Below are 21,872 nucleotides of genomic sequence, written 5' to 3' on the forward strand. Positions count from 1 at the left end.
TTTATGGTTGCATTGGAACCTGTAGAAGACCAATGGATTCGTTCAATCCCAACATAATGTTCATATTATGAACAGCTTGACCTGCTGCACCTTTGACCAAATTGTCAATTGCAGCTATGACAATCGCTTTTCCGGTTCTTTGGTCCCAAAATGGATATACATCTGCGTAGTTACTTCCCCTTACTTCCTTTATCGAAGGCGCTTGATTTCTCAATCTCACAAAGGGCTTATTCTTATAAAAATCCCTGTAAAGAGCGGTCAACTTTTCTTGGTCCATCTCTGTATCAATGGCTATATAAGAGGTAGCCAATATACCCCTATCAACGGGTAAGAGATGAGGCGTAAACTGTAAAATAACGGATTTTTTCAGTAAAAATGAAAGCTGCTCCTGAATTTCTACAGTATGCCTATGTGTACCTATTCCGTAGGCTTTGAAATTGTCATTCACATTGGAGAAATGGGTGGTATTACTGGCCTTGACTCCGGCACCGGTAATTCCTGACTTGGCATCAATTATCGCTCCTGCTGTATTGCCAATGCCGGCTTCAAATAAGGGTGCAAGGCTTAAAACAGAAGCAGTGGGATAACAGCCGGGGTTGGCTATTAAGCTAGCTTCACTTATGTCTTTATAATGCAATTCAGGCATTCCATACACAGCTTGGTCAAATCCTTTATGGAAAGTATGGTCTTTTTTATACCAATCTTCATACACTTCCGGGCCTGACAATCTAAAATCTCCGGACAAATCGATGATTTTTACCCCTTCATCTATCCAACGTTTTACAAACTCCATGGATACACCATGAGGAAGAGCTAGAAAGACTACATCTACTTCAGCCACATTTACATCATCAGCTCCAATCAATTCAAAATCAATTATCCCTGTAAATTGACCATGCAAATCTGAAAATCGCTTCCCCTTATGACTTTCGGAGGTGATACTTACGATTTCCACTTCAGGGTGATGAATTAGAATCCGCGCCAATTCAGAGCCCGTATAGCCGGATGCCCCTACTATGCTAACTTTATATTTACTTTGTCTCATTTTGCTCAATTGATTCAATTAATCTTTCCAATTTTCCCAAAACTGTATCCACATCTTCATCTGGTATATTGAGAGGGGGAACAAGCCGAATCACTGATTCGGCAGTTCCATTCACTATAATTCCATCATCCAAAAGTGCTTTTACCAAAGGGGCCGCCGGGCGATCCAAAACAATACCAATCATCAACCCCATTCCCCTCACTCCTCTGATCATAGGGTGCTTGGTTTTCCAAGATTCAATCGTTTTTATTATCCAATTTCCTTTTTGAAGGGCTCTTTCAACCAATCCCTCTTCATGTATCGCTTTTAAAGTAGCCAATGCAGCCGCCGAAGCCAAAGGATTCCCTCCGAAGGTGGTACCATGATCTCCAAAGTCTATTGCATTTCCTACTTTTTCATTGCAAAGAAATGCACCAATAGGCACTCCGCCACCTAGACCTTTAGCCAGGGTCATAATATCGGGCTGAATACCAAAATGCTCTTTAGCAAAAATTTTACCTGTTCGCCCTACACCACACTGGATTTCATCAAAAATCAACAATACATTGTTCCGATCACACAACTCACGCACCTGTTCCAAATACTTTTTCTCTGCAGGAATAATTCCTCCCTCTCCTTGAATAGGCTCCAAAATGACTGCTGCTGTATTTTCATTTATTGCTGCTTTCAAGGCGTCGATATCATTGAAGGTTACCTGAGAAAAACCTTCCGGAATCGGAGCAAAACCCTGCTGATATTTTTTCTGACCTGTGGCTATAGTGGCCAGAGTACGTCCATGAAAGGAGTTTTTCATGGAGATGATTTCACCTCCTTTATTGTGCGTACTGGCATATTTCCTAGCAATTTTAATGGCTCCTTCAACAGATTCCGCACCGCTATTTGTAAGAAACACATGTTTTAACCCGGTCAAATCAACCAATAATTTGCTGACAGCAACTTGGGGAGGACTAACGAAAAAATTGGAGATATGCATTAATACAGCTGCTTGATCTTGGACAGCACCTACTACCTTAGGGTGACAATGCCCTAAGTTATTTACAGCAATTCCGGCCAGCATATCAATGTATTCTTTCCCATCAGCATCCCATAGCCTACTACCTTTGCCCTTGATAAAGGCCAGAGGAAAGCGTTTGAAAGTGGGTAAATAATTTTTCTTGTCTTCTTCGTACAAATACTCGTTCGAAATATGCATGCTTAAAGTTTAATTGTTGTTCCTATTGAATTATGCTTGATAAGATAACCTGAAATTTGTTCAGGACGGGTACCATTTAAAATTACTGCACTTTTAACGCCTGATTTAACGGCGTTGACACAGGATTCGATCTTTGGAATCATACCTCCGGATATGGCATTACCATAAAATTCAGGAATTGTAGTGGTATCTATTTCCCTAATTATTGAGTCCGGATTTGGATATTCCTTGTACAGTCCATCTACATCAGTCAATACAATATAAGCATCTGCTTGGATAGCAGCTGCAATTTTCCCTGCAAAAACATCTCCATTTATATTGTAATCCTTTCCTTCTTCGTCCGAGGCTATACAGGTGATTACCGGAGTAAAGGCATTATCCAATAAGGATTCGATTAACAATGGGTTAACCGTAACTATATCTCCTACCTGACCTAGATCCACTTTTAATTCTTCCCCATTTTCCTCTTTTCGTATATGCCACCTTTTTTGAGCAATCGATAACTTCCCATCTTTTCCTGAGAGTCCTACAGCTTTAAGCCCTTGCTTGTTCATTAAATTGACAAGGGAACTGTTAACTTCTCCTTTTAAGGTCTTTTCTATGCAGGACATGGCAGCTAAACTGGTGTGTCTGTGACCATCAAAAAATTCCGATTTTATTCCTGCTTCTGCTAAGGCTTTATTGATAAATGGTCCTCCTCCGTGAACCAGTACTACCTGAATCCCATGGCTTTGCAATACTTTTATTTTATTAGCAATGTCATGTTTCAATTCTTCACTGACCATTGCATTCCCACCGTATTTAATGAGAATTTTGCGATATTTCATTGTATATTTTATTTCGTCGAAATTAGAAATTCTAAAACTTTGCAAAAGAAAAAAGCAATAATTATACCAAGGAAAGAAATTTATACTGAAAAAATCATATAGAATGAATTCGTTTAAATATTGATACGGAATATTGAAATAATGAAAACCTGTCTACAGGTCTTGACAGACTGTCATGAAAAAAAGGATGTGTGCTTCACAATCACCCTTAGATATGTTTTAAAAAACTTTATAAAATCCAAAAAATCTTTTAATTCTTTGGATAAGGTATTTTTGCAAACGGATTCACTAAGTGTTAGGGTAGCTTTTCAAACTGACCCGACAAGGTCACTTCTTTACCATTGATTTTGGTGTAAAACCGCCCTCCCCTTTCACTTAATTGATCGGCCACCATCTCGTTCTTTTTAATTCTTGCAGCCCAAAAGGGTACTAGCATGGCATGAGAGGATCCGGTGGCATAATCTTCCAATTGATTGACATGCGGAACTAGTGTTCTACTTACGAAATCAACCTTATCTCCTAAGGCAGTAACTGCATAACCAAATATTTCAGATTCCCTTAACTTATCAAAGTCAGGTTTCATTTGTTTGACAGCATTAGCTGAATCGGTAAGGATCAGGTGTTTATTGGCAGTCTCATAAATACCTACAACCGGTATTCCCAACCCCTCTCTAATCGCTTCCGGACACTCAGGAATCTCCCTGTTAATGGGAATGGCTTCAAGGCTCATATGAAAAAAATCTTCTTCCACCGTCACAACGATTTCGCCTCCATCATAGCAGAGCATGATATCTTTTTTATTTAAATGATCGGAAAGAAATATTCCTGCAGCAGCAGCACCATGACCACAAAGGTTGATTTCAGCATCCGGAGCAAACCACCTCACATTGCATCTTCCTTCTTCGTCAATGTTAACAAAGGAGGTCGCCGGAAGCCCAATAACGTTTGCTTTTTGTTGCATGTCCTCTGTATCCAACATTTTATCACAGAGAAAAACGGCTGCCGGATTTCCTTTGAAACCCAATTCTTGAGAAGTAAAGACGGCAATTACGGCTTGTTGCATGGTTGAATTCGTTTAGTTAGTTGGCTCTCCAAAAATAGGGAGTGAATAATACCAATATAGTAAAGAGTTCCAATCTTCCCAACAACATCAAAAAGCTAAGAAACAATTTTGCAAATGGAGAAAAGAATGCAAAATTGTCTATAGGGCCTACCCGACCAATGCCCGGCCCCACATTTCCCATTGAAGTGGCTACCGCTCCAAAAGAAGTAATCATATCGTAACCAGCAATGGACATCACGATAGATCCTAAAACAAATATCATCAGGTATAATAAGAGGAAATTCATAATATGGGTAATGACCTTACCTGTTACTCTTTCTCCATTTATTTTTAAAGGCACTACCGCCCTAGGGTGCACGATACGTTTGAATTCGAGGGTAGAATTTTTCACAAAAGTAAGGTGCCTGATAAATTTTATCCCTCCACTTGTAGAACCTGCACAAGCTCCCATAAATAACATCATAAAGAATATGATGGTCAACCCATTGGTATACCCGGTATAATCGGCAGTAACATAACCTGTAGTGGTTATTAGGGAAACCACCTGAAAAAGCACATCCCGCAAAGATTTTTCAAAGCTATCATCGGCCAAGAAGTACACTGCACTAAAAATCCCCATAACCAAAAAACAAACACTTATAAAATAAGCCCTAAATTCATCACTGGCCCATACCCTTCTAAAATGGCCTTTAAAGGCAAAGTAGATCAAAGTAAAGTTTGTCCCTGCTAAAAACATAAAAAAAACAGCCGTATATTGAATGGCTGGACTATCAAAAAAGGCCATGCTAGCATTTTTTGTAGAGAACCCTCCGGTGGACATGGTGGTAAGGGAATGATTCATGGCATCAAAAAACGACATTCCTTCCAAATAATAAATTACAACCAAAAGAAGAGTAAGACCAAAATAAATAAACCATAGCCTTTTGGCTGTCTCTCTGATCCTTGGGTGTACTTTATCGGAAGTGGGTCCAGGTGATTCGGCCACAAAAAGCTCAATTCCCCCGATTCCTAACAAGGGGAAAATGGCAACCGTCAACACTATAATACCTAAACCTCCAATCCATTGGGTCATGCTTCTCCATAGGAGTATTCCTTCCGGCAACCGTTCTATGTCTGTAAGTATAGAGGCACCGGTGGTAGTAAATCCTGAGACGGTTTCAAATATGGCATCTGAATAATTGGGTATGCTTCCACTTAAGAGGTAAGGCATCATGCCAAAAACAGACATAATGATCCAGCTTAATGCAACGATCATATAGCCTTCCCTTTTCCGAATGTTTTGATCTTGTTTGGCAAATGAAAAGAAAAAAGTTCCACCAATGGTAAGACAGATTAATGCTGATCCAATTAAAGTAATTTGATCTCCACTTTGGTAATAATAGGAGAAAGCAACACTTGGAAACATCAGCACCCCCAAGAGCATCATTAATCCTCCCATGACTTTTAAAATGGCCTTGTAATGAATCATGGTTAGTTAAATAATTTTTCCAGTACAGGTTTGGCTTCAGGCAAGGCCAAAACAATGGCTTTGTCATAAAGCTGCAATTGAAATTGACCATCAGGAATAAAAACTTCTTCCCCTCTAATCACACCTGCTACCACAGCTGTACTGGGAAAATGTAGGGCCTTCAAGTTCTTCTTGGTTAATTTATTGTTTTTGGTTACGGCGTATTGCACAAACTCTGCTTCTACTCCCTGGATCCCCGATACAGCTTCCACTTGTCCTTTTTTCAAGTACCTACTTACGTGATTTGCCGCCACCAACTTTTTATTTATTAGCGAATCTACACCTATACTATGGGAAATATGGATGTATTCCCTGGTATCTACATGGGCAATGGTTTTGTAAACGCCATGGTTCTTGGCGCTTAGACTGGTAATGATATTTGTCTCCGAACTGTCTGTCAAAGCTAAAAAACCATCCATAGTTTCCAGACCTTCCTCAATCAAGAGATTGATGTTTTTATAATCTCCGTGAATAATCAGGGCATTATCCAATCTTTCTGCAAGCCATTTACACCGCTCTTTTTCATTATGGATCAAAGTTACTCCATAATCACCCTCTAATTCTCTAGCTGTTGAATAGGCCAAGTCGTCACCTCCAATAAGCATCACATCATGAATATCTTTTTCTTTATGATGTACAAGGTCTTTAACGGTATTTACAGATTTATTATTGGAAATAAAAAAAACGTGATCATTGTTTCGTATAAAAGTGTCTCCCCTGGGGATAATGGTTCTTTGGTCCCGGACAATGGCAATAATTCTAATTTCTTTAAAAATCGGGTCGGTACGGGTATCAGAGAGCTTTCTATTGATCAATGGTGAATATCTGTCCAGAGTAATGCCTACTACACTCAACCTTCCGTCTTCAAATTCAATCACATCCGAAAAGCTTGAACGTTTCATCAACCGTGATATCTCCTTACTACATAGCATAGAGGGAGAAATGATAGAGTCTATCCCGAGGTTTTCGAAATACACTTTATTCTCAGGGTATAAATAATCATGATTTCTCACCCTAGCTATTACTTTTTTAGCCCCCAATTGTTTGGCTAGTACAGCCGTACAAATATTGGTTTTTTCTGAGGTAGTAACAGCCAACATCAATTCTGCATTGTGAATGTTTGCCTTTTTTAAAACATCAATTGAAGCCGAATCTCCTTCTATGGTCAACACATCAAGTCTGGAACCAATATTGTCCAAAACATCTTTGTCCAAATCGATTAATATAATATTCTTACTTTCGTAATAAAGCTGTTCTGCCAGGTGAAAACCCATATCTCCTGCACCAGCGATCACGATATTTACTGCCATAGCGTCGTATTAAATATTCAAAGGTAATATTAATCAAAAAAGGTGCAAGACCAATAATTATTAACTGATTTCCTCATATTATAACTGCTTGCCAAATATTAATTGGATTAAACCTTAATCGAATTTTTCAAAAACCAGTGCAGTTCTGTTGGTCATATAGATGCTTAACTGTTGCTTTTGGTCTGTAAAATATGCCAGGGTATTGTCTATCCGGCCAAACCCTCCATACTGCTTGTCATCTGAATTCAGGACAAGCCTGTATTGGCCCATTTCCGGTGCTTTAAATTTGTAATCAGCAATGGACACCAGTGGGTTAAAAGAAAATGCAAACAACAAGCCAGCTCTTCGAAAGACAATCACCTTATTCGCCGGATCAGCATGCACCTGATCGGCAAAAGGCGCGCACAGCACCCTTTGCTTTTTAATAAGAGCAAGCATGGATTTGTCCCAGTGAAGCAAAAATTGATATTTTAGGTCTTTATCTTCTGCCAGGCTCCACTGCCTTCGTGCATACTTATAGCTCCAATTATTCCCTTCTCTTGGAAAATCTACCCATTCTGGATGACCAAATTCATTTCCCATAAAATTTAAGTAGCCCTCTCCTCCAAGGCCAATGGTGAATAGTCTTAGTAATTTATGTAAAGCTATTCCTCTGTCAATAACGATATTCTCATCCCCCACTTGCATATGAAAATACATCTCCTTATCCATAAGCCAAAAAGCGATGGATTTATCCCCTACCAAAGCTTGATCATGGGATTCGGCATAGGCTATTGTTTTTTCCTTATACCGACGGTCACTTAATTCTTTCCAAAACTCAAGAACATCCCATTCTTCGTCTTTCTTTTCCTTAAGCATTTTGATGTAAAAATCAGGCACCCCCATAGCAAGCCTATAATCAAATCCTACACCACCTTCTTCAGGCAACCTGCACAAGCCCGGCATGCCACTTACATCTTCGGCAATGGAAATGGCTGAAGGTTTCACCTCCTTTATAAGACTATTTGCCAATTGCAAATAAGTAATTGCATCCCAATCTACATCTTTCAAGAAATACTTCTCAAAATGATCAAAAGTGGTTAATCCGTGATGAAAATACAGCATGGAAGTAACCCCATCGAACCTAAAACCATCAAAATGAAATTCTTCCAACCAATATTTTAAGTTAGAAAGTAAAAATCGTTTGACTTCCCACTTCCCATAATCGAATAACTTAGAGTCCCATACCTCATGGTAACCTCTAGGACCGGAATGAAAATACTGATGGTCTGATCCATCAAACGCGTTCAAGCCTTCTGAGACATTCTGGACGGCATGAGAATGCACCACATCCATAATGACTGCTAGGCCAATTTGATGTGCCTTATTGACGAGATACTTCAAATCTTCAGGAGTTCCAAATCTGCTAGAAGGACAGAAAAAGTTAGAGACATGATAGCCAAAAGAGCCGTAATAGGGATGTTCCATTACTGCCATTAGTTGAATAGCATTGTATCCAAGGGCCTTGATTTTTGGTAATATTTTATCCGCAAAATCCACATAAGTACCTACGGTTTCCTCTTCAAGGCCCATGCCAACATGACATTCATATATCAACAAGCCTTCTTTGTTGTAGGCTGGAATAAAATCCCTATCCGTCCAAATAAAAGGTTTTTCAGGAGACCATATTTGGCCTGTAAAATCTTTACTAGTTTCATCCTGAACCACCCTTCTGATATAAGCAGGTATACGGTCTAAGCCTCCCTTATCTGAAATGACGTGTACTTTCACCAAACTTTCATGAACAAGTTTGTCTTTGTATGTATCATATGGCAATTCAATTTCCCAGACACCCCATTCATCCATTTTAAGGGGATGGCTATTTCTGTCCCAATTGTTAAAGTCACCAATCAAAAATAAAGCTTTGGCTTCCGGGGCCCATTCCCTATAAACCCATGCCTGCTTAGACTTGTCAAAATTAATCCCAAAATACTCATGACCCGAGGCAAATTCCTTTAGTCCTTTATTGGGTGTTTTAATTTCATCATATGCCCTTTGAAACCTAACCCATCTTTGGTAAATTTCTTCTTTGTAATCCTCTAACCATGGATCTTCTTGAACAATTTTCAGTTTCATATAGCTGTCTGCAAAAGTGATTGTATAATTTATTAAAAAAGTGCAGTTATTTCTTCACAGGGTAGCCATTCTTTTTCCAATGATCATACCCTCCTTCTAAATTGAACACTTGACTAAATCCTTTTTTTATCAATAAATCAGCGGCCTTCTTACTCCTGCCCCCTACTTTACAATATACCAGCACTTTCTGATTTTTATCTAGTGAAGCTATCTTGTCAGCAAAACCTTCTTGAAGAAAATCCATATTTACTGCTCCCGGAATTAAGCCTTGGGCCACTTCTTCTTTGGTTCGTACATCCAATATTACCGCATCCAACTCCTTTTCTGCCAATAAAAAAGTTTGAGGGTCAATATTGATAGCCTCCGTGCTTTCCTCGGATAGATTTTGAAGTGAAGCATTATTTTTTGAAACAAGCGGATTGATCCTTGCATAAGCTTCTTCCTCAAAATGAACTTTATATCCTCCCTCCCATCTCGGGTCTGCTTTATAATAATCCGTACTTACCAATTGCGCCCCACTTGAAAATGCCATTTCTCTTCTTTTCGTATCATTTGATCGGGCTTCTTTAGTTCCTGCATCCGCCCTTGTTCTCACGATATACCCTCTTTTGACATATTCTGATATTTGATCATAGTTTTTAATGGGATCATTGATGATATGTATGGCAGACATGGAATGTTCCTCAGGGACTTTCACGAAAATGAGGCCATCTCCTTTGGCGAGGTAGGATGCTACCTTTTGTTCCCCCTCATCCAAGATAAATATAAACTTCCCTCTGGCCTCATCCAGATTCGGCCAGCCCGATTCCAACACGGCTGTTTTTAGATCTTTATACTCTCCTTGAATGTTTTTAGGGGTGATCAATTTTTCAAGACCCAAAAAAGATTCAATTTCTTTGTCTAACTGGCCAAAGGCTACTTGGTCAAATTGAAGAGTTTGGGTAAAGCCAAGATCCGGATAATTCTCATCCTTTGCATTGATACTTATAAAAATTGGCAAATGATTGGGATGAAAAGAGGACCAAGTTTTTAAATCTGCCAAATAATCCCTGAATAAAGCATGGTGACTTAAAAAATCAATGTCTTGAACGTGAAACACTTTAAAACCCGGGGCATCAAAACCTTTGTCCCACTGCAATGAATCGACCATTCCTTTCCCCAAAGGATTGCTAAACCTCCCACCTTCAGGATCATAATAAATGTCTAATTCAAACAATCTAAGTCCGGCATTCAGCTGCTCCCAAAAATTGGGATGGCTATAATCCAGACTTTCTGCCATTGACGGATTTTCGTCCTTTATCCTTTTTAACAGAGGTTCAGGAATGGCCTTCTTATAGCTATTATGGGTGCCAATTAATTGGATTTCATTGATTGATAAGGGTTTTTGAACAGGGTTCTTTTCATTTTTATTATTGCAACTGACAAAGAATATTATTAGGCAAAGTGCAAGACACCTTAAAATCATAAGCATTTCTTTTTCTAACTTTAAATATATCGATTCTTACTCAATTATTTACCACGGGTAGAAAACTCTGCCCACAGCGGAAGATGGTCTGAAATCCTCCAAGACAATTGAAAAGGGCTCAATCCTTTATTTTTCTTAATGTGGGGGCCAAAGTCAAATACCCCACCATTAAGGTATCTAATAGAAAGTTGTGGGATTTTGAATTGATTTTCAAACCATGCAATCTGGGAATAAAACTTTGTTTGGTTGTCTAGTAATGTTCTGCGCACATCCCATAAATCTTCCGGAACAGATAATCCGGTTGAAACAAAGGCATCGTAACGAGGGTCTCCTCTCCTGTCTATATTGAAATCTCCTAGAAGTATAAGGCTTTGATCAAATGAACGCATATTGGAAGCCCAGTCCCGTAACCATTCAGCGATTGCCTTCAGCTCCCCTTCCCTGTCCGAGGCTTTTTTTCCATACAATACATGGGCACTGATGAGAATAAAAGTTTTATCTTCTACCTTAAAACCTACTGCATAAGGCGTCCTGGCAAATTGTCTATTAAAAGCCCCTTCTTTAATTTTTTCATCTTTTTGTTCCGGAACCACTAGCTCACATGCCAGACCGGATAATTTAACCTTCCGGGTATCAAATAAAAACCCAATCCTTTCATTATTTCCCTCATCTCCACCTGAAACATCAGTTAATATAAAACTCCAGTGATTGCCTAAAAGCTTAAGCATATGCCGAAAGGCTTTCAAATCTCCTTTTAGTTCCTGTACAGCTATGATATCAAATCTCGATATAATTTGGGCAATTGCCATAATGGAATGTAGGTCTCTTTTAGGAGAGTCAGAATCTTCTGCTTCCCACTTTTCTGTCAGCCCACCAAAAGCGCGAATATTCCATGTGGCTATTAAAATATTATGATCCAGCTTCTTAAATGGAAGCCCATTGTCTAAAACAGCATTGAGGGCTTCCATTTCTTCTAAAATATACTCTGGAGCGGAGCTCAAAATTTTTGAAGATTTCTGGTTCATGATAAAATTGATTATGAGAAACAATTTTAAATAAAAATAAGGTTTTTTATGCTTTATTAAAACCCTATGCAATATTCATTCAGAATATTAAAGAAATATAGTACTGTTAAGTGATGAATGAAAAATGTAACATTAGTGAATAAGCCACCTTAACAGCGCAATTAAAATCCCTACCATTCCGCCAACTACTGCTCCATTCAGCCGGATGTATTGCAAATCATTTCCTACCTTATTTTTAATCTGTAGCATTATGCCTTCATCATCCAGTTTTGCCAGACTACTTCTCACCATTCCCCCCAATTCCGGATGGTATTTTGTTACCAATTGGGTTATGGTGGACTTCATCCAAGTATCAATTTGACTTTTACTTTGAACATCCTCACGAAGTTCGTTTAAAAACCGTTGTAATTGCCGGTCAATTAATTGTTTTATAGGTGTATTTTTCTCTGAAAATTGTTCATGAATACTCTCTTGCAATTGAGACAATACTTTTTGAATCATGCCTCTGGTTTGCTCATTTAACACCCAGTTTCGCTTTAGTTTTTCCACATAAGCCAAAGTTTTCTCCTCCTCATTTTCGAGGTTAGCTGCAAATTCCAAAACATAGCCTTCCAACTTTTTCCTAATGGGGTGATCTCTGTCATTTTTCACTTCCTCCAATAGTGCCAAGACCAAATCCATAATCCGATCTATCATTAGATCCGGGTCAATTCCTCCGGTTTTCTTCCCTATCCATACAGCAGATTTTTTGACCCAATCCCTATTTGCATAAGAAAGCAGGGCATCTTTTAATTTTCCTAAAATCAACGCTCTTGTATCCGGTTCTTGAATAGAAAGCGCAAATTGATCCAGGGCTACAGCCATAAATTCATGGTGTTTACCTTTTACCATCACTTCATTCAACCAGACACCAAGCGGTTTGGCTATATCGGAACTTTGAAGCCTATCTTTTAATAATTTTTGAATCAATACAACGAGTTTTGGATGATCCAATTCACCGGACAACCTTATTACGACACCACTAAAAAAATCCAATAATTTTTTTCGATTGTTTTCAGATTCTAAGGCTTGCAAAACACCATCTGAGATTTTTATTTTAGTTAGCCTTTCGCTTAATACCTCCGGTGACAACCATTGAGTGGTTACTAAATCTACAATACCCTCCGTCAATTTTGATCTGTTCTTGACAATGATATTGGTGTGTTTTCTTACATAGGGTATAGGTATCTCATAAAAAAGTGCACTTACAGCAAACCAATCTGCCAGCCCACCAATAGTTCCAGCCTCAAACCCGGTAGCCAGTATACGCCAAATGTCCCCCTCAAGAAAGCTAAAATAGATACCAAATTCTAAAAATAGAAAACCGGATATGGCAATAAGTAAAGAATTTCTTCCAATTTTACTCTTCAAAATTATATGTTTATTGAGTTAAATTTAAATATGACCATTAAATAACCTCTAAACCAAGGCATTCGCTAAGATTGAGCAAAATTTGATCCATTTATATATTTGGATAATATAATAATGAGAATCTTGCTCAAGGAAATATTTATTTACTATTTTTAATGGCCGTTCCTTAATAGTACATATTAAGCTAATAATTTATGACTTTAATGAACAAACGGCCCCTTCCTAAAGGGATTTTTTTAATAAACAGCATTTAATCTTCATGTGGAATAGGTATATATTGTTTATCAAAAATATTTGTTTGGCTACTGAGCAAGACGCTAATCCCCTTAATTATTGGCGGGACAGACTCTTTATATCGGGAATTGCTTTTTTACTTCCGTTTTGCCTGATAGGTCTTATCCCCGGACTTATCATGTCCTACATAAATGATTTTCTACCCTTATTTATTTTTGATTCTATTGCTTTTATCGTCTCAGTAATGGTTGCATTGGTACCTAAAATACCTCTCATTGTCCGAAAATGGGCAATTTTCATGGTGTTTTATGGAGTTGGTGCTGTCCTTATTTTTTTTATAGGTAATTATGGTCCCGGCCTTATGTATTTATTGGCAGTCTCCATACTCATGATTTTATTCTTACCAAATAATCAGGCCTACACAAGTTTTTACTTTAACCTTGCTACATGCATTATATTTAGCTTGTTGATACACTTTAAACTTATTTCCAATCTACCAAATCTTCCCCATATCGATTTGGTCCACTGGATCACTGTATCTTCCAATTTAATATTCTTAAGTGCTATGTTTTCTTTCCTTATTCCCAAATTATTCTCAAGACTTGAAAACAGCTTAAAAGAACAAGTTTCACTTCAAAAGGAATTAAAAAAGGGTACCGTAAAACTAAAGGCATCTCTCGATGAAGTGGAATCTAAAAACCGGGAATTAGAACATTTTACTTATGTCGTATCCCATGACTTGCAAGAACCCTTAAGAATGATTTCCAGCTTCTTAGAATTGCTGAAAATTAAATATTATGGAAAGCTGGATGAAAAGGCAAATACCTATATTTCCTATGCTGTAGATGGGGCCAAACGGATGCGTTTACTTATTTTGGACTTATCAGAATATTCAAGGATTAATAAAATTACTGAAGATCCTATTTTCCTTGATCCAAAGAAAATCCTTGATGAATTACGAGTTACTTTTCAGGATGAAATTGAAATTAAAAATGCAGAAATTACGGTAGAAAACTTAAACCCATTTTTGGGTTACCCTAGCTTTTTTTCTATTTTGTTACAAAACCTTATCGCCAATGCTTTAAAATATTCAGAACCCAATCGATCACCAAAGATTCATTTTTCAATGGCGGAAAGAGAAAATGATTATGTATTTCAGCTCACAGACAACGGAGTTGGTATTGATGCTGAGTATTTTGATAAAATTTTTATACTTTTTCAAAGGCTACAGCAAAAAAACGCCGGAAGAGGAACCGGCATGGGATTAGCTATAGCTAAAAAAATTACTGATATGTTGGGAGGCGAAATTTGGGTTTCATCAGAGGTAGGAAAAGGCTCTGTATTCACCTTTACCCTACCCAATTACGAAAAAGTCAATTAAACCTACTCCTTGTTCCTAACATATATTAATTTCTCTCTACGTTCAACTTCAAAATTAGGAATTGCACTAACCAATGGTGTAAGTTTTTGAAAACCATAATTTCTGGAGTCAAAATTAGGTTGCTTTTTCTGGAGCAAATTCCCAATATCTCCCATAAAGGCCCAACCATCATCCTCTGCCAAGTCAGAAATGGTACTTGAAATTAACCGAATAAGCTTTGGATTAATTTTATCCAACTGTATAGAATTAACCTCTTTGTTTTTTCCATTTTCCTTGCTAACACTGGCCTGTAAAATCTCTAAATAAATAAATTTATCACAAGCAACAATAAAGGGATTAGGAGTTTTCTTTTCACCCATTCCAATCACCAACATACGGGATTCTCGCAATCTGGTAGCTAACTTTGTAAAATCACTGTCACTGGATACCAAGCAAAATCCATTCACCTTATCGGAATACAAAATATCCATGGCATCAATGATCATGGCTGAATCAGTAGCATTTTTGCCGGTGGTATAGCCATATTGCTGTATAGGGTTGATGGCATTTTCCAATAGCACATTCTTCCATTTTCCCAATTGAGGTTTTGTCCAATCCCCATAGATTCTTTTAATAGTCGGATTGCCATATTTGGCGATTTCCTCCATCATTTCCGTCACCTGAGTAGAAGGAACGTTATCAGCATCAATCAGTACGGCAATTTTAATGTCTTTTTCCATAAGGCTTTAGTATCGGGCATATAGGATTACTAACTAATTCTATCAGTCCTAATCAAGAATCCAGTCATGTTTTCATCTTGGTTTTCAATCTTAAAGATGATTAAAACAATACAAATCTAAACAATTCTTAATAGAATGGTTGTAATAAACTACTCACTTTGCTCAATTTTCTGTTTGATAAAATAGTCGTTATTATCATATTTCGACGCTTTGGCCCACTTGACATTGGTTTTTGGTAAATATTGCGCCAAACGCTTTTTAATCCCTTCATAGCCTTGTCTATCTGCAAGGTTGTACCATTCATTGGGATCTTCCTCCACCGCATACAACTCTTCAGCACCGTCTTCATAGTGAATGTACCTGTACTCCTTGGTGACTATCGCATGGTTATTTCTTGCCCAAGTAACGATTGCCGGTTTATCCCATTTTAGCTTGGGATTCTTTACTAGGGGATAAATACTTTCTGCCTCGATATTTTTGGGTTTTGGAAGCTTGGCTAAATCTGCTAATGTTGGATAAATGGAAAACAATTCCACGGGCGTTTTTACTTTTTCACCTTTTGGAATACCCGGCCCGGCATATATCAATGGGGCAGCAGTTGCGCTGTTCCAAAGGGCCACTTTTGCAAAGGTGTTTTTTTCTCCCAACCTATAGCCATGGTCAGACCACAGGACTACGATGGTATTTTTTGCATGTGGACTTTGTTCCAAGGTTTTTAGCACTTTCCCAATATAATGATCAACAAAGGATACACTGGCCAAATAGCCTTGAAGAATGTTTTTCCATTGCCCATTGGCCAAAGCCCATTCAGTGGTGGGCATCATTGGTAAATCGTCAATCTCAAGAGCAATTGGAGGTAAATCCTCACGGTCAGTCTCCAAGTAAGGAGGAAGGGTGAGTTTGGCAGTATCATACAGATCAAACCATTTTTTAGGAACATACCAAGGTACATGAGGCCGCAAAAAACCAACGGAAAGGAAGAAAGGTTGATCATATGTCCTATTGAGCCTTTCAGCAGCCCATGCTGCAGTATGATAATCCGGCATTTGCTTGTCTTCAGCCGGAAAAGGGCCCCAATCCGTGGATGTTCTTTTCTTGTCCCAATGAAAATTTTGCGTAGCATAAGGACCAAAACCATTGGCACGCCCACCACTTTCATCAAATATATGCTTGGGAGCATGCTTATGGTAAATCTTGCCTATCCCCATCGTATAATACCCATGCTCCTTGAAGTACTGGTGCATCATTTTAGCATCCTTAGTAGCCTTATTTGTCTCTTTAATATCGTTGTCATCAATAAATCCATAAATACCGGTGGTAGAAGGCCGTAAACCGGTCATTATGGCCGTTCTAGAAGGACTGCACATAGGGGATTGGCATTGGGCCTTGGTAAAAAGTAAGCCATTTTTGATAAGCTTATCCATATTGGGTGTTATGGCATCGGGATGTCCCATCCCACCTACAAAATTATTCAAATCATCCACAGCAATCATTAGAATATTGGGTCTATTCTGCTGACTTTTTCCGATGGTGCTGCTTAGACAAAAACTTATTAAAAACAATAAAAGGTACTTTTGGGGCATGGTTGGTTGTTAATTGTTAATGGGGTAATGGTTAATTGTTAATTGTTAATTGTTAATGAATTAATTGTTAATGAGATAATTAAAGAATTGTTAATTGTTAATTATTTCAAAATTTTAACTTCAAAAGGTAGGCTTGTCTGGAGCCGGTGTGTACAGAATTAAAACCTATCATATCACCATTTGGGCTCCACCTACAATGAATGTCACAACGCCAATGTCCTTTAAATGATTCTGGAGTTACAAACTGACCTAAGGTCCTCACAGCATTTGTTTTCATATCCATTAAATAGATTTTCTGTTCTCGAAATTTGTTCTCTCTGGCATAAATGTCTGTAACCATCCATTTGCCATCAGGCGAGAAAGTCCCATGTCCATCGAAATCCAATAAACCGTTTCCTAGTCTTTTATAATTTTCCTCACCGGTGGTGTATAATATATGAGCGTATTGGGTGTTCTCAAAGGATCCTGTCACCATCAATTCTTCATCGTTTAGCCAGTCAAAATGGGATCCTCCCCAACCGTCAGGAAAGCACCTTTGAAGCCCTGTGCCATCTGTATTCACTATCAACGAAGTAGTATTTCTATTGGGAATGGCTCTTGCCAACCAAAATAGTTTGGTTCCTTCTCTACTAAATAATGTATGGTTAAAATACTCTATTCCTTCCTCCGGAATTTCAGGTACAAGTTCTTTTACATCTGCAATAGAAACAAGAAGCTCAGACGTTCCTGTTTCCAGATCTATTAAAAAAATACCGTCATCCTCAGGAAACTGGACATCCTCTTGTTTATCTTGCCCTTCACCTCCATAACCATAATCACTTCTAGTGATACGTAATCTGGAAAAATTAATACTAACAGCCTTTTTTCCATCCGGAGATACCGCACTTACCGGATGGGGTATGGTTTTTATCTCTTCTTGGGTATGAACATTCATGATTATGGAAACAAATTTGCCTTCCCTTAGGTCATTGTATATGATTAAAGAATCAGGTGAGGAAGCCAGCCAATGCGCCATGCACCCTTGCTGAAAATTCCATGCCTTAGTCGTAGTAAGCGGCTTAAATTCCATGGTTTCCAGGTCAACCATACCAAGCGTAGCTTCGTCATCTTCCGTTGGAAGCCTATCTACAATATCTGTTTCCAAAACTGTTGCATACCGCTGATTGGCGCTGAATGAATTGATTCCATAATAACTTGCATATAGGTGTTCTTTCCCATTATCTACCAGTTGAATGGGCTCAGAAACTTTTGGAAAATGAACAAGATTGGGATTACTCTTCTCCTCATTGGAAGATCGCTCAGTACAAGAAATCACAATTAAACAACTAAGCAGGGTAAAAATTAAAGCTCTCATGGAATTGATTTTGGTTATTTGGTGGATTTCAGCTAGCTAAACAAAAGAATTGGCGTCACAAAATAGCATGAGAAAACGATCTTTTCAAACAAGTGGATTAAATAAGCCCAAATTTAATCACCCCATCAATCTTCCTTATAGACTCGGCTCTGTTTCAAGGCACCCAATTCTTTTTACAAAAAACCAAAACCGACTGAAGAATATCAAATCTAAGTTTGATCAAGTTTTTATTTCGATTTATAGGGTTGATTCATTTCCTACCAAACGCAGTAAAATCACCTAAGACCGCTCACACCTAACTATATTTTACATTTTTAAAATTTTAAGTATTAATTTATTTTATTCTTATTAATAGATTAATTATAATTTTTTTTACCAAATAATTAATAAAAACAATTTATATATTTTCAATTAATGTTTTTTATTTAATAAACTAAATTTAAAATAATTTAAACTGTTTTTTAGTTAACTTTTTATTATCATTATCATTTATTGTAATCATGTCAATTTTCAATTTATCGGTGATTTGCACCATTTTAAAAAACCTAAAATCAAAATTATGAAACAACCCTTATTAAAACATGTGAAACCCTTAATGCGATTGTTTTCGATGGCAATTATTATCCAGTGCGCAAGCATGGATTACCTAATTGCTGAAAATAAAAAGGGTAGAGAAAAAAGCTTAGAAAATTCCCGAAAGCAATTTTTATTGCCTAGTGGAAAAGGTTCTGCTTCACTTACAAATGTTGAAGCTTTTGCAAGTAGCATTTCATCCGATCGAGCAGATATAACTGTTACCGGAACCGTAACAGATCAGGAAGGAGAACCAATCCCGGGAGTGACAGTTTCCATACCCGGAAGTTCTTTCGGTACGGCTACTGACCTGGATGGTAAATACTCCATAACTGTTCCCGAGGATGCAACCCTTGTATTTTCATTTATTGGATTTGAAACGCAAAGCATAGAAGTAAACAATCAAAGCAATATTGATGTCACCTTGGCAGAAGATGTTGCCTCCTTGGATGAAGTCGTAGTAGTTGGTTATGGTTCTGTCAATAGGGAAAACCTCACGAGTGCGGTTAGTTCTTTGGATGAGAAGGATTTTGTAGCCGGCACAGTTTCTCCATTAATGGCCATTCAGGGAAAAGTTCCCGGATTAAGTATTCAATCCACCAATGGTGCTGATCCCAATGCAGGTGTATCGATCCAGTTGCGTGGAGTAAACTCAGTAAATGCTTCTCAAGGACCACTTATTGTCATTGATGGCGTACCAGGTGGAAACATCAACTCAGTAGTAAAAGAAGATATTGAATCAATAGAGGTATTGCGTGATGCCTCCGGAGCTGCTATCTATGGTACCAGAGCTTCCGGTGGCGTAATTTTAATTACTACCAAGTCTGCTAAATCCGGAGAATTAACTGTGAGCTATACAGGCGAGGTGTTCGCTACCACTGTACGTCGTTACAATGAACCTCTTGGTAGGGATCAATTTCTTGAGGAGGGCCTGGGTAATGACCTTGGACACAACACCGATTGGTTCAATGAAGTCACCAATGATACGCCTTTAAGCTACAGAAATGTATTAAGCTTTAGCGGAGGAGTGGAAGATGCCAGAATCCGTGCAACCATTAGTAATAACAATGCAACAGGTCTAGCCATAGGTTCAGACAGAAATGATTTACAAGCCAGAATCAATACTGATTTTACCTTGTTTGAAGGCTTCCTTAGGATTACAAACAATCTTTCCTATAGTGAAAGGCAGTCCAACTTTTCAAATAACGATATTTTCAGGATGGCCTTGCAGCTAAACCCAACAGAAACTCCCTATGATCCGAGCATGCCTCATGGGCTGAATGTATGGACAGGAGGATATGATTGGTATAATCCTGTAGCGGATATTCGCTTGATGAAAAATCAAAGAAAATATGAATATCTACTAAACACCACCTCCTTGTTGTTTAACCTGTCTGACAATTTATCTCTTACTGCCAGGTATTCCTTTAACAAAGGAAGTAATTATGGGACCTATTGGAGATCTGCCCAGCATAAGACCTCCCTGGATCAGGGAGTCGCAGGCTATGCCAGCCATAGTTATGGAGAATTTCAAGACAATACCTTAGAAGCTTTTTTCACTTATGATGAAACCTTTGACCTCCACACCATCAATGCTGTAGGAGGTTATAGTTTCCAGGAGTTTAATGGACAAGGTTTTTCTGCAAACAATTCAGATTTTGCTGTAGATGGTATAGAAGAACATGATTTGGGAACAGGTAGGTTTTTATCTGAAGGAAGGGCCGGCTTGGGTTCCTATAAAAACCCAAGGGTAAGATTAATGGCCTTTTTTGGAAGGGTGAACTACAGCTGGAACAATAGGTATTTGATTACTGCCAGTTTGAGAAGAGAAGGTTCCTCCAAATTTGCCAAAGGGAATAGATGGGGAAATTTTACTGCCCTATCCTTAGGCTGGAATATTCACAATGAACCATTTATGCAAAGCCAAAATTTATTCACCAATTTAAAACTAAGAGCCGGTTTTGGAGAGACAGGAAATGAAGGATTCGCACCGGGAGTGGCTACTAGAATGTATGGCCCCGATACCTGGTGGCTCATGAATGGAGAATGGAGAAGAACTTATGGAGTCTCCCACAACCAAAATACAGACCTAAAATGGGAAACCAAAAAGGAATACAATTTAGGGATTGATTTTGCCATTCTGGAAGGTAATGTGTATGGTAGGTTTGATGTTTTTAGAAGAGATGTTGATGACTTGATCTATGATATCTCTGTTCCACAACCTCCGGCAATCCATGATAAAACAACCATGAATGTAGGAATATTGAGAAATACAGGATGGGAAGCTGAAGTATCCTGGAATGCCATCAACAAATCTGATTTCAATTATACCACCACCTTGATTGGCTCTGCCTATAAGAGTGAATTGGTAAGCCTTTGGGGAAACCAGACTTTCTGGGACAGAAAAGGATTTCCTGCTCCGGGAAGCCCGGGTAATGCTGTAAGACTATTCCCCGGAGAACCTATAGGAAGGTTCTTTGTATGGGAACATGCCGGATTTACTGAAGATGGTAACTGGATGCTGAGAGGTGACGATGGAGAAGTATTTGACGTTACGGAAAGAACAAAAACTAATCAGGATAAAAAATTTATTGGTAATGCCATTCCGAAATTAATCCTTGCCTGGAACAATCAATTCACTATTGGGAACTTTGATATAAATGCTTATTTCAGAGGCTGGGCAGGACATGACATATTCAACATGCCTAATTTCTACTATGGAATACCTTTAGAGTCTAGAAATGTCTTGGTAGAGAATTACGAAGAACAAAAGCATATTACCGGGGAAAAAGAGTTGAGTGACTACTGGATCGAAGATGGGGATTTTTTAAAGCTTGATGTTTTATCCGTAGGTTATTCCTTTGATTTAAAAGGAAGTAAACATGTCAAAGGCTTACGACTTTATGCCACTGGGCAAAATTTATTCGTGCTCACCAATTATTCAGGGCTAAATCCTGAAGTAAACATTAATGGTTTGGATCCGGGATTTGAAGAAAGGGCAACCTATCCACAAACCAGAACTTTTATGTTAGGAGTACAAGCAAATTTCTAAAGCCAAAAAAATTAAGA

Annotated in this window: 15 protein-coding genes; 2 read left to right on the plus strand and 13 right to left on the minus strand. The window is 38.3% G+C overall.

Annotated elements, in window-relative coordinates:
• Position 1 precedes the first annotated feature (1 nt).
• From argC to ACYVHJ_RS11930, 10 genes are all read right to left on the minus strand, one after another.
• Positions 2-1,045: an N-acetyl-gamma-glutamyl-phosphate reductase gene (gene argC / locus ACYVHJ_RS11885; RefSeq protein ID WP_460515026.1), complete on the minus strand. Its 1,044-nt coding sequence runs from the start codon at positions 1,043-1,045 to the stop codon at positions 2-4.
• Complete coding sequence (locus ACYVHJ_RS11890) at positions 1,032-2,237, minus strand: aspartate aminotransferase family protein (protein ID WP_460515028.1); 1,206 nt, start codon at positions 2,235-2,237, stop codon at positions 1,032-1,034. Before ACYVHJ_RS11890 ends, argC begins: the two co-directional genes overlap by 14 nt.
• A gap of 2 nt (positions 2,238-2,239) precedes the next feature.
• Positions 2,240-3,064: an acetylglutamate kinase gene (gene argB, locus ACYVHJ_RS11895; RefSeq protein WP_460515030.1), complete on the minus strand. Its 825-nt coding sequence runs from the start codon at positions 3,062-3,064 to the stop codon at positions 2,240-2,242.
• Positions 3,065-3,359: 295 nt separating this feature from the next.
• Complete coding sequence (locus tag ACYVHJ_RS11900) at positions 3,360-4,127, minus strand: PhzF family phenazine biosynthesis protein (protein WP_460515032.1); 768 nt, start codon at positions 4,125-4,127, stop codon at positions 3,360-3,362.
• Positions 4,128-4,143: 16 nt separating this feature from the next.
• Positions 4,144-5,595 carry a TrkH family potassium uptake protein gene (locus tag ACYVHJ_RS11905; RefSeq protein WP_460515034.1) on the minus strand — a complete coding sequence of 484 codons (1,452 nt, stop codon included), beginning with the start codon at positions 5,593-5,595 and terminating at the stop codon, positions 4,144-4,146.
• 2 nt (positions 5,596-5,597) lie between these two features.
• Complete coding sequence (trkA, locus tag ACYVHJ_RS11910) at positions 5,598-6,944, minus strand: Trk system potassium transporter TrkA (protein ID WP_339903411.1); 1,347 nt, start codon at positions 6,942-6,944, stop codon at positions 5,598-5,600.
• A gap of 114 nt (positions 6,945-7,058) precedes the next feature.
• The gene (locus ACYVHJ_RS11915) at positions 7,059-9,059 is read right to left on the minus strand and encodes a 1,4-alpha-glucan-branching protein (RefSeq protein WP_460515037.1); all 2,001 of its coding nucleotides are present in this window, start codon (positions 9,057-9,059) and stop codon (positions 7,059-7,061) included.
• 46 nt (positions 9,060-9,105) lie between these two features.
• On the minus strand, positions 9,106-10,524 hold the full coding sequence (locus ACYVHJ_RS11920; RefSeq protein WP_460515039.1) for a Ca2+-dependent phosphoinositide-specific phospholipase C: 1,419 nt from the start codon (positions 10,522-10,524) through the stop codon (positions 9,106-9,108).
• Positions 10,525-10,568: 44 nt separating this feature from the next.
• Entirely contained in the window at positions 10,569-11,549 is a 981-nt protein-coding gene (locus ACYVHJ_RS11925; RefSeq protein WP_460515041.1) for an endonuclease/exonuclease/phosphatase family protein, read from the minus strand.
• 132 nt (positions 11,550-11,681) lie between these two features.
• Positions 11,682-12,959, minus strand: coding sequence for a DUF445 domain-containing protein (locus ACYVHJ_RS11930; protein WP_460515044.1), 1,278 nt, complete (start codon positions 12,957-12,959; stop codon positions 11,682-11,684).
• Between the two features lie 259 nt (positions 12,960-13,218).
• On the opposite strand from ACYVHJ_RS11930, the gene ACYVHJ_RS11935 reads away from it, so the two are divergent.
• Positions 13,219-14,574 carry a sensor histidine kinase gene (locus ACYVHJ_RS11935; protein WP_460515046.1) on the plus strand — a complete coding sequence of 452 codons (1,356 nt, stop codon included), beginning with the start codon at positions 13,219-13,221 and terminating at the stop codon, positions 14,572-14,574.
• Between the two features lie 2 nt (positions 14,575-14,576).
• Here the strand turns inward: ACYVHJ_RS11935 and ACYVHJ_RS11940 are convergent, their stop codons facing one another.
• The 3 genes from ACYVHJ_RS11940 to ACYVHJ_RS11950 form a co-directional block, all read right to left on the minus strand.
• The gene (locus ACYVHJ_RS11940; RefSeq protein WP_339902702.1) at positions 14,577-15,293 is read right to left on the minus strand and encodes an NYN domain-containing protein; all 717 of its coding nucleotides are present in this window, start codon (positions 15,291-15,293) and stop codon (positions 14,577-14,579) included.
• Between the two features lie 149 nt (positions 15,294-15,442).
• On the minus strand, positions 15,443-16,876 hold the full coding sequence (locus tag ACYVHJ_RS11945) for a sulfatase (protein ID WP_460515048.1): 1,434 nt from the start codon (positions 16,874-16,876) through the stop codon (positions 15,443-15,445).
• Between the two features lie 106 nt (positions 16,877-16,982).
• Positions 16,983-18,230 carry a TolB family protein gene (locus ACYVHJ_RS11950; RefSeq protein WP_460515050.1) on the minus strand — a complete coding sequence of 416 codons (1,248 nt, stop codon included), beginning with the start codon at positions 18,228-18,230 and terminating at the stop codon, positions 16,983-16,985.
• A gap of 559 nt (positions 18,231-18,789) precedes the next feature.
• Between ACYVHJ_RS11950 and ACYVHJ_RS11955 the strand changes: the two genes are divergently transcribed.
• Positions 18,790-21,855 (plus strand): SusC/RagA family TonB-linked outer membrane protein, encoded by a 3,066-nt coding sequence (locus ACYVHJ_RS11955; protein ID WP_339902699.1) that lies wholly within the window; start codon positions 18,790-18,792, stop codon positions 21,853-21,855.
• The last annotated feature ends 17 nt before the right edge of the window (positions 21,856-21,872 follow it).

The sequence above is a fragment of the Cyclobacterium sediminis genome (assembly GCF_054781075.1).